Annotated in this window: 7 protein-coding genes and 2 pseudogenes; 7 read left to right on the plus strand and 2 right to left on the minus strand. The window is 59.6% G+C overall.

The features are described 5' to 3' along the window. Positions 1 to 33 precede the first annotated feature (33 nt). Positions 34 to 1,059, minus strand: coding sequence for a GNAT family N-acetyltransferase (locus ACOCG7_RS34665; RefSeq protein ID WP_421380864.1), 1,026 nt, complete (start codon positions 1,057 to 1,059; stop codon positions 34 to 36). Between ACOCG7_RS34665 and ACOCG7_RS34670 the strand changes: the two are divergent. Together ACOCG7_RS34670 and tnpC are read left to right on the plus strand one after the other, a co-directional pair. After that, positions 989 to 2,602 (plus strand): annotated as a pseudogene (locus tag ACOCG7_RS34670) (Tn3 family transposase); the annotation flags it as partial. The gene ACOCG7_RS34665 and the pseudogene ACOCG7_RS34670 overlap by 71 nt on opposite strands. Next, positions 2,599 to 2,964 (plus strand): Tn3 family transposase post-transcriptional regulator TnpC, encoded by a 366-nt coding sequence (tnpC, locus tag ACOCG7_RS34675; RefSeq protein ID WP_421380867.1) that lies wholly within the window; start codon positions 2,599 to 2,601, stop codon positions 2,962 to 2,964. The pseudogene ACOCG7_RS34670 and the gene tnpC, both read left to right, overlap by 4 nt. Before the next feature lie 151 nt (positions 2,965 to 3,115). On the opposite strand, the gene ACOCG7_RS34680 is transcribed toward tnpC, so the two are convergent. Beyond that, a complete protein-coding gene (locus tag ACOCG7_RS34680; RefSeq protein WP_421380870.1) occupies positions 3,116 to 3,934 on the minus strand; it encodes an IclR family transcriptional regulator in 819 nt (272 codons plus the stop codon). Positions 3,935 to 4,096: 162 nt separating this feature from the next. Between ACOCG7_RS34680 and ACOCG7_RS34685 the strand changes: the two genes are divergently transcribed. From ACOCG7_RS34685 to ACOCG7_RS34705, 5 genes and pseudogenes are all read left to right on the plus strand, one after another. Further along, positions 4,097 to 5,074 carry a hydroxymethylglutaryl-CoA lyase gene (locus tag ACOCG7_RS34685; protein ID WP_421380873.1) on the plus strand — a complete coding sequence of 326 codons (978 nt, stop codon included), beginning with the start codon at positions 4,097 to 4,099 and terminating at the stop codon, positions 5,072 to 5,074. Beyond that, a complete protein-coding gene (locus tag ACOCG7_RS34690) occupies positions 5,071 to 6,345 on the plus strand; it encodes a CaiB/BaiF CoA transferase family protein (protein ID WP_421380876.1) in 1,275 nt (424 codons plus the stop codon). The genes ACOCG7_RS34685 and ACOCG7_RS34690 overlap by 4 nt, the downstream gene beginning before the upstream one ends. Before the next feature lie 82 nt (positions 6,346 to 6,427). After that, positions 6,428 to 7,735: an MFS transporter gene (locus tag ACOCG7_RS34695; RefSeq protein ID WP_267600974.1), complete on the plus strand. Its 1,308-nt coding sequence runs from the start codon at positions 6,428 to 6,430 to the stop codon at positions 7,733 to 7,735. 117 nt (positions 7,736 to 7,852) lie between these two features. Continuing rightward, positions 7,853 to 8,872: an amidohydrolase family protein gene (locus ACOCG7_RS34700; RefSeq protein WP_421380879.1), complete on the plus strand. Its 1,020-nt coding sequence runs from the start codon at positions 7,853 to 7,855 to the stop codon at positions 8,870 to 8,872. 148 nt (positions 8,873 to 9,020) lie between these two features. After that, a pseudogene (locus tag ACOCG7_RS34705) lies at positions 9,021 to 9,227 on the plus strand (type 1 glutamine amidotransferase domain-containing protein); the annotation flags it as partial. Positions 9,228 to 9,241 lie beyond the last annotated feature (14 nt).

The raw sequence follows: 9,241 nt of genomic DNA on the forward strand, positions 1-9,241 counted from the left end.
TTCAGGAAGGTGTTCGCGTTGTCGCAATCGTCATCACTCGCCACGCTCCTGTCGCCGTACGCGCTGGCGTACCGCCCGTGATGCGGATCGCCCCAGATGCACGATGCTTCGCATCGCGGCATAGTCCGCTCTCGCCCGCTTAACTTCAAGCCGCGGAACCAGGGTTCCCCCAAAGCCACTGACGAACTTGAGAATGCCGACATTGGAAATCCCATCGAAATCGAAAGTGAGATTTTTTTCCCTGGCATTGCGCATGGCGTTCCATAACAACAGGCCGATGACACCGCCATGGGCATCTTCTTTTCTCGACGACAGCAGGTAATACATCGTGTGCTGATCCCATATCACCGCGATGGCGGAGCACAAGCTGCCGTCCGCCTGGTAGGCGCCAAGCACCATGCCGGATCCCCTCGAGATGAAGGCATCGACGAGTTGCTTCATGACGTGAGTGCCGTACACGTTGTCCCGATTCCGGCGCGTCAAATTGGCATCGTAGAAACTGACGAACAGGTTCGCGTCCGTTATCTGACGAACGGTGTGCTGTTCGCCGGCACGGCGAATCAGATTGCGGGTATTCGGCCGAAGTCCGGCCCACACCTCCGGTTCGGCCCTGCCGGGCTCGATCCGCATCGTATAGCTTACGGCGACCTCGAAGCCCAGCAACGCAAATCCCATGGCATCCGAGACGTGCGGGTCGAACCGCTGGTGAAACAGCGCGCACTCCGGCAACTGCTCGACCAGGGCTTGCGTTGCACCGAAGCAATGACGCCAGTCATCGTCGCTCTTGCCTTTTGCTGCCGGAATCACGGGACCGAGCGTGCGCGTTAGCGGGGGCAAGGTCGAGAGGCGCCAGATGCCCTTGCGCGTCACGGTGTACGGCATTTCAGCGATCAGTTGACCGCGCTCATGAACCGACGCCAGCTTCCAGTTGCCCCCGGTCGCGATATCCAGCCACCACGGTTCGTGAAAAATCGAGCGCTCGTTCAGACCGGCGCGTGCGGCGTGGACAAAAGTTGTCCTGGCGTTGTTCACATCGGCGCGCATCCGCTCGGGTTCCATTTGTGGTTATCGGGACCACCTGTTGCCATGGCGGCAATGCGAGCAGCAGTTGCCGGACTATTGCGACAAGCTCGGCATGCCAACGACCGGCAGTGACTTCGTGCGCCATCTCCGTCAATGGCTGACAGACGCTTCCCGCAAGCTCGACGCTGAATTACCGCGCAAGCGCGAGCACGTCGTGATCGACCGTCACGGCGAGCCGATCCTGCGCAAAACCGTCGCGAAAGAGATCCCGGCAAGCGCGATCGCATTGCAGGAGCGGCTGAACGCCCGCCTGCCAACGCGGAACATGCTGGACATCCTCGCGAACATCGAACACTGGACGCATTTCACGCGGCACTTCGGGCCGCTGTCTGGGAGCGATCCCCAGATTCGCAAGGCCGCCGAGCGCTACCTGCTGACCATTTTCGCAATGGGCTGCAATCTCGGCCCAACCCAGGCGGCCCGCCATCTCGACTCGGATGTCACCGCGCACATGCTCTCGTTCGTCAACCGCCGGCATATGAGCCTGGACAGGCTTGAGGCCGCGCAGCGTGAACTGATTGAACTGTACCTGCGGCTGGACCTGCCCAAACACTGGGGCGATGGCAAGACGGTGGCGGCCGACGGCACGCAGTACGACTTCTACGACAACAATCTGCTGGCTGGCTATCACTTCCGCTACCGGAAAATGGGCGCGGTCGCGTACCGGCACGTCGCCGATAACTATATCGCGGTGTTCCAGCACTTCATTCCGCCGGGCGTCTGGGAAGCGATCTATGTGATCGAGGGGCTGCTGAAAGCGGGCCTGTCGGTCAAGGCCGACACCGTCCATGCCGACACGCAGGGACAGTCGGCCGCCGTTTTCGCGTTCACGTACCTGCTCGGCATCAACCTGATGCCGCGGATTCGCAACTGGAAGGACCTCGTCCTGTACCGGCCGGACAGCAAGGCCAAATACAGGCACATCGACAGGCTGTTCACGGCGACCATCGACTGGGTGCTGATCGAGCAGCACTGGCAGGAGCTAATGCAGGTCGCGCTGTCGATTCAGGCCGGCACGATCTCGTCGCCGCTGCTGTTGCGCCGGCTCGGCTCCGAAAGCCGCAAGAACCGGCTGTACCTGGCCGCGCGCGAACTCGGCAACGTCGTGCGCACGGTGTTCCTGCTCGAGTGGATCGGCAGCCTCGAATTGCGGCAGGAGGTCACCGCGAACACGAACAAGATCGAGTCGTACAATGGTTTCTCCAAATGGCTGTCGTTCGGTGGCGACGTGATCGCCGAGAACGAGCCCGAGGAGCAGCAGAAGCGGCTACGCTACAACGACCTGGTCGCGTCGGCCGTGATCCTGCAGAACACGGTGGACATGATGCAGGCGCTGCGCGAGATGGCGGCAAACGGCGAGAAAGTGCGCGCCGAAGACATCGAGTTTCTGAGCCCGTACCCGACCCACAACATCCGACGCTTCGGTCACTATAAACTGCACCTGGATCGTCGGCCGGAAGCCTGGATCAGGGACCCGCTGTTCGGCCATGCTGCCCGTACTTACGCCTCCCGCCCATGACTGCACGCCCGGCCATCACGACGACCTATTTCGGCGACGTCGACACCGCCGCACTCGAGCGGCTCGAATCGAGCTACGACACAACCCGCCTGCTGGCTGCAGTCGATATCGTCGATCGCATCCGCACCCAACTTCATGATCCCGAGGGATTACGCGACGATCTGCTGGAGATCCATAGCATGGCGCACGCCGTGTTGAACAGTGCACCGTCGGTGCCGTCGCGACGCGAAGGCACCTTGCCCGAGCGGGTGCTGGACGCGCTCGATCTGATCGACGAATATGTCATGGAGCTCACGCGGGTGAGGACGATCCTCGAGCCGCTCGAAGCGCTACATCCGGACGATGGTTTTGGCGAGGGTTGAACGGCGCCGCCCACTGATCGAGACCATGGGGTGGCCCAGTCCCGACCAGTGTTATGCGGCCGCAGCCGGCCGGCCAGTTGCAGTCATTCATGAACTTGCTCCTGATCGTGCACACATGTCGGTTCGACATGGCGAAGCGGCCATTCGACTCTCACTCAGCTAATACGCCCACCTTTCTGATATGGCTCACCGTGGACGTCTCAGAAAACGAGGCAATGCTTGCATCGTACCTGGCGCCTCTTCCGCCTAGCCCTGCCGTTGCCTGTTTGGCTCCATCCAGCAAAGCCTTAACTGCAACGTCCATCGCGGACGGAGCATCGATTCTTCCTTTAGGTCCGGACAGAGTGAGCGCTCCTACAAAGTCACCGACTGCGTCGAATACCGGCACCGACGCTGAAGCCGTTTCAGGATCGCGTTCGCCGTAGGAGACTGCCCAAAGTTGGTTACGCACCTCTCTCCAACGCTCGTCCAGCGGTTCGGTGAAGGCGAGCAAAACTTTACCTGACGCTCCCTTTCCAATATCGAACTCCTCGCCGACTCGTATCGATACGCGTACGCTCCTCGACGGCTCCACGCGAAACAGGACTAGTCGTCGATCCCCGTGCCTCACGTAGAAGGACGCAGTTTCGCCGAGGTCCCGGCTGAGTTGCTGCAGTATTGGCTCGACAACCGGACCAACCGGGAACGATCGCTGATAGAGGCTCGCGAGGCGCAACGGTTGATGACCGATAGCGTACTGACCGTCGCTTAGCTTACGTATAAAGCCGCCGTGTTCCAAAGCCCCGAGCAAGCGTAGTACCGTGCTCTTATACAAGCCGGTCCGCCGCGACAACTCGGTCAGCGTCAGGCGATCGTCGGTCGGTCCGAAGGCGTTGAGAATCGAGAAGGCTCGGTCCAATACGGCGACGCCGCTAGATGACTCAGGCGCGTCAACAGGCGGCTCGGCCGCTGCGGCTTTTTGCGTAGGCACGCTAGTCCTCCAAATGATATGCCTCCACTGTACAGTTCTGCGCAACAGAACTCAAGTTCTAAAATCGTGGGTTAACCCCTCTTAACGGTGACCGTCGGTTGCTCTATAGTTCTTTCTAGTAGAACACAGGTCTGTGTAACAGAACTTACCGAAGGAGCGATCGTGAGTACACCCAGAATTTTGATTAGCGAGGTCGGCCCGCGTGACGGCCTGCAAAGCATCAAGAGCGTCATGCCTACCGAGGCCAAGCTGCGTTGGATTTCCGCGCTGGCTGCTGCGGGCTTGAAGGAGATTGAAGTCGGCTCCTTCGTGCCGCCCAAGCTCCTGCCGCAAATGGCTGACATACGCGAGGTCGTGGCTCACGCTCTCTCGATCCCCGGCCTTCACGTTGCGGTCCTCGCACCTAACTTGCGTGGCTGTCAAGGTGCATTCGAAGCGGGCGTCCACAAGGTCACGTTGCCGGTCTCGGTCACCGACGAACATTCCACCGCCAACATCCGTAAAACCACGGCGCAGATGATCGAAGAAGTTCGCAACGTGGTCGGGCTGCGCAACGAGCGCTTTCCGAACGTGCAGATCGAAGCAGGAGTGTCAGTCGCATTCGGTTGCACGATCGCGGGCACGGTGACCGATGACCAGACCATGCGTATGTGCTTGGCAATGACTGAGTGCGGCGTAGACGAGGTTGGCCTGTCTGATACGAGCGGCTACGCCAATCCGGCGCAGGTTCGTCGGCTGTTTCGTCGCTTGCAATCGGAAGTGGGCCAAAAAGCGGGCGGTGCCCATTTTCACAACACGCGCGGTCAAGGACTGGCGAACGTGGTCGCCGCACTCGACGCCGGCGTGACAACAATCGATGCGAGCCAGGCAGGCCTCGGCGGCTGCCCGTACGCACCTGGAGCGACGGGCAACATCGTTACCGAAGACCTCGCCTTTTTGCTCGAAGCAATGGGCTACGACACGGGCGTGGATATCGACAAGCTCGTTGCGGCTCGGGCGATTCTGACTGAAGCGCTGCCGGGCGAGGCGCTGTACGGGCATGTACAGGACGCCGGATTGCCCATAGGTTTCACATATGCAGATGGGCGCGCGCCAAGCGCGCCTCAACCGGAAGGCTGTTTGTTGGGAGTTGCGCAATGAGCGAAGTTCAAGCGAATCAAACCCTGCCGTACAGCGGCGTGCGTGTCGTCGAGATGACGCACATGGTGATGGGACCGACGTGTGGGATGGTGTTGGCGGACCTGGGCGCTGAAGTCATCAAGGTCGAGCCCATCGCGGGTGACAGCACACGATCGCTGCGAGGCTCAGGAGCGGGCTTTTTCAGCACATTCAATCGCAACAAAAAGAGCATCGCCGTCGATGTGAAAGACCCGCGCGGCTGCGAGATCGTGCACAAGCTGGTCGCCGGCGCCGACGTGTTCAGTGAAAACTTCAAGAGCGGGACGGTAGACAAGCTGGGGCTGAGCTACGCCACGCTGTCGAGGTTCAACCCCCGTCTGGTCTACGTCTCGCACAAGGGCTTCTTGCCTGGTCCTTACGATCATCGCACCGCGCTCGACGAGGTTGTACAGATGATGGGCGGCCTCGCTTACATGACCGGCCCTGAAGGCCGTCCCTTACGAGCCGGGACGAGCGTCAACGACATTATGGGCGGTATGTTCGGTGCCATTGGTGCAATGGCCGCGCTCGCCCAACGTGAACGCACTGGACGCGGGCAGGAGGTTCAGAGCGCCTTGTTCGAGAACAACATTTTCCTCGTCGCGCAGCACATGATGCAGTTCGCCGTGACGGGGAAGCCTGCGGCCCCGATGCCGGGTCGTATCTCGGCGTGGGCTGTCTACGACGTATTCTCGCTCAAGGATGGCGAGCAGATATTTCTGGCGGTTGTCTCCGATACTCAATGGGCGCTCTTCTGTGACGCCTTCGGATTATCGGAACTGAAGAGCGACGAGCGCATCGCCACCAACAATCAACGCGTGCAGGCACGGGACTGGTTGCTGCCGCAGCTTCGCGCTCACTTGGAAGCCTTCACTGCGGCCGAAATCAGCGCGGTCTTCGAGCGCTGCGGGCTTCCGTACGCGCCTATTACGAAACCCCACGATCTGTTCGACGACCCGCATCTGCTTTCCACCGGCGGCCTCGCAGACGTCACTTTGCCGCCCGACGCGAGTGGGGCCGGCCAGCCAGTGACCACCAAGACAGCGCTGCTGCCGCTGACACTCGGCGGAGAACGCCTGCGATTGCGCGCCGCACCGCCTTCACTGGGTCAAGACACGCAATCCCTGCTCATGCAGCTCGGTTATTCGCATGAAGACCTCCGACAGTTGACCGAGGCAGGCGTAGTCCGGTGCCAAGCCTCACAGACAGGGGGCGCGACAAGCGCCTCGGCCAACGAACTGGCGAGTGCCTAATCTCAAGAGCACTAACGGATTGCAGTGCCGGGCGAGCCTGCACGGCTCAGTTCGGCCAGTGATTCGAAGGAGACGACAAACCATGACATCCATATCCTCCAATCTGGCGGGCGAGAAGTCCGTCGATTCGACGCTTGAACAGCAGGCGGTTAGGAAAGCCGCGTGGCGCTTCATCCCACTTCTCGCGCTCGCGTACTTTTTCAACTACCTTGATCGGACCAGCGTCGGATTTGCAGCGCTGACCATGAACCGCGACCTTGGACTGACTGCGACTCAGTTTGGCTGGGGGGCAGGCATCATGTTCGCTGGATACTGCTTGTGCGAAGTTCCGAGCAACCTGGCGCTGTATCGCTTCGGCGCACGGCGTTGGCTCGCGCGCATCATGATCACTTGGGGCTTTTTCGCCGCCGCCACGGCGCTCGCTGTTGGACCGACCAGCTTCTATGTAATTCGCTTGCTGCTCGGCATAGGCGAAGCCGGCTTCTTTCCCGGCGTAATTTTCTTCCTCGCGATCTGGTTTCCTGCGAACTATCGCACGCGAGTGCTCGCATGGTTCACCGTTTCGACGCCGCTCTCCTCGCTTATCGGTGGACCGCTTTCGACGTGGCTGCTCAAGATGGACGGGTTCCTCAGCCTCGCGGGCTGGAAATGGATGTTCATCGTCGAAGGTCTGCCGGCATGCGTGCTCGGCGTCCTCGTACTGAAGCTTCTTGCTGACAGGCCTGCCGATGCTAAGTGGCTTTCGCCGGAGGAGCGACAAGCGTTGCAAAGCGCCTTTGATCGTGAAGGTGCAGCGAGTGGCAAGAAGAAAGACTTCGCCGCTGCATTGAAAGACGTGCGTGTGTACGTCCTCGCGATGATTTCCTTCGGCTTCACGATGGGCTCCTACGGTATCGGAATCTGGCTGCCGCAGATCCTGAAGAGCCACGGGATGACCGTCAGTCAGACCGGATGGGTGTCCGCAATACCTTACTTCTTCGCCACCATCGCTCTGCTTTGGTGGGCTAAGCGGGTTGATCGCCGCGGCGGTCACATTGCGAACTTGGCCGCATGTATGTTCATAGGTGCGATCGCACTGGGCGTGTCGACCTACTTCAACCAATTGGTTCCGGCCATGGTCGGCATCACGCTGGCGTTGATCGGCACCATCGCGGGCCGCACCATCTTTTTCACATTGCCGGCTCGGTTCCTTTCCGGACAAGCAGCTGCCGGTGGCCTCGCGCTCATCAACTCGATCGGTGCGTTGGGCGGCTTCGCGGGTCCGTACCTCGTCGGCTATCTGAAGGACAGCTTCGGTACCTACACGGCCGGAATGCTCGGATTGTCGGTGGTACTCGCCATCACAACCTTGCTGACTTTGTCTCTTTACGCTTTTAACAAGGGAAAATAAAAGTTGAAATCAAGACATTCACCCCGGCGCCGACAGCTTCTTAGTGCGACCGCAGCATCGATCGTGATTCCTGCCCTTGCTCAACACAAGGTATTTGCAAAAGAGGAAGTCCACAGCATGAGTACAACCAGCAACTATCTTCCGGTTCGGGCGGAATGGCTTGCCTCCAACACCGAGGCGGCACTCGAGCCCGACATGCCTATCATCGACGCGCATCACCATTTCTACGAGCGACCCGGCTGGATATACATGCTGGACCAATACCTCGAAGACGCCCGGTCGGGGCATAACGTCATTGCATCGGTGTATATGCAGGCGCTCACACGGTACCGTATGGATGGTCCTGAATTCATGCGTCCGATAGGCGAAATCGACTACGTGACGACCGTTACCGCATCACTGCAGAAGGCCAAACCGAAGGTGGCGAGTGGTATGGTCGGATACGTAGATCTTCGTCGAGGGGCCGAGGTGCGGGAAGTCCTCGAAGCTGAGCTCAAAGCTGGAGACGGACGCTTTCGTGGCGTGCGGCACCTGGTGACTTGGGATGCCGATACGACGCTGGCGAATCCACTGACTGCGGCTCCTCGCGGGCTGCTACTCGACCGGAGCTATCGGGAGGGAGTGGCTCAATTGGCGCCGCTAGGCCTGTCCTACGATGCGTGGCTGTTCTTCCCGCAACTGCCGGAGCTTCTCGATCTGGCAAAAGCATTCCCCAACACGCCGATCATCATCAATCACTGCGGCGGGGTGCTGCGTATTGCTTCCTATCAAGATCGTCGAAAGGAAGTCTTCGAAACTTGGTCTCGCTCGATGCGCGAGCTATCGCAACTGCCTAATATCTACGTCAAAGTCGGCGGACTAGGCATGCGCATCAATGGCTTTGACTTTGAAAAGGAAGCTCGACCGCCGTCGTCGGTCGAACTCGCCGAAACGTGGAAGCCGTGGATGGAATCGTGCATTGAAATGTTCGGTGCAGATCGCTGCATGTTCGAAAGCAACTTCCCTGTGGACAAAGGCTCCTACCCGTATAGCAACGGCTGGAATGCCTTCAAGCGTTTGACAGCTAACGCAAGTCCGACTGAACGAGAGACCCTCTTTCGAGGCACAGTGAACAAGGTGTACCGCTTGGGGCTGTGAGCAACCTCCGGCAACCGTGACCTTGAACTTTACTTCAAGGTTATCGTTCAGCCAGTCGAGCGTATCGTGGGCGCCGGTGTATCTGACTGCAGCAACGCCGCAATGCGTCCGCAATGTGCGCCCAGGAATAGTGAAAGGACGTTTGAACATGACAAAACGCATACTGCAGGTCGTCACTAACGTCGGCAATTATGCCGATCAGACCGAGCCTACTGGTTTGTGGCTATCGGAGCTAACCCACGCCTGGCACGTTTTCGGCAAAATGGGATACGAGCAGCAGATCGTCAGTCCGAAAGGCGGTGTTTCGCCGCTGGAACCGCGCTCCCTCAAATGGCCGCTCGCCGATGCTTCGGCGTAGAACGTATTAAA

The sequence above is a fragment of the Paraburkholderia sp. DD10 genome, assembly GCF_049177125.1.
In the GTDB taxonomy this organism is placed as follows: Bacteria; Pseudomonadota; Gammaproteobacteria; order Burkholderiales; family Burkholderiaceae; genus Paraburkholderia; species Paraburkholderia terricola.

Excerpts from the sequence above, each read along its gene's own strand:
- ACOCG7_RS34665 (WP_421380864.1), bottom strand. The coding sequence starts at position 1,059 with ATGGAACCCGAGCGGATGCGCGCCGATGTGAACAACGCCAGGACAACT.
- tnpC (WP_421380867.1), top strand. The coding sequence starts at position 2,599 with ATGACTGCACGCCCGGCCATCACGACGACCTATTTCGGCGACGTCGAC.
- ACOCG7_RS34690 (WP_421380876.1), top strand. The coding sequence starts at position 5,071 with ATGAGCGAAGTTCAAGCGAATCAAACCCTGCCGTACAGCGGCGTGCGT.
- ACOCG7_RS34695 (WP_267600974.1), top strand. The coding sequence starts at position 6,428 with ATGACATCCATATCCTCCAATCTGGCGGGCGAGAAGTCCGTCGATTCG.
- ACOCG7_RS34700 (WP_421380879.1), top strand. The coding sequence starts at position 7,853 with ATGAGTACAACCAGCAACTATCTTCCGGTTCGGGCGGAATGGCTTGCC.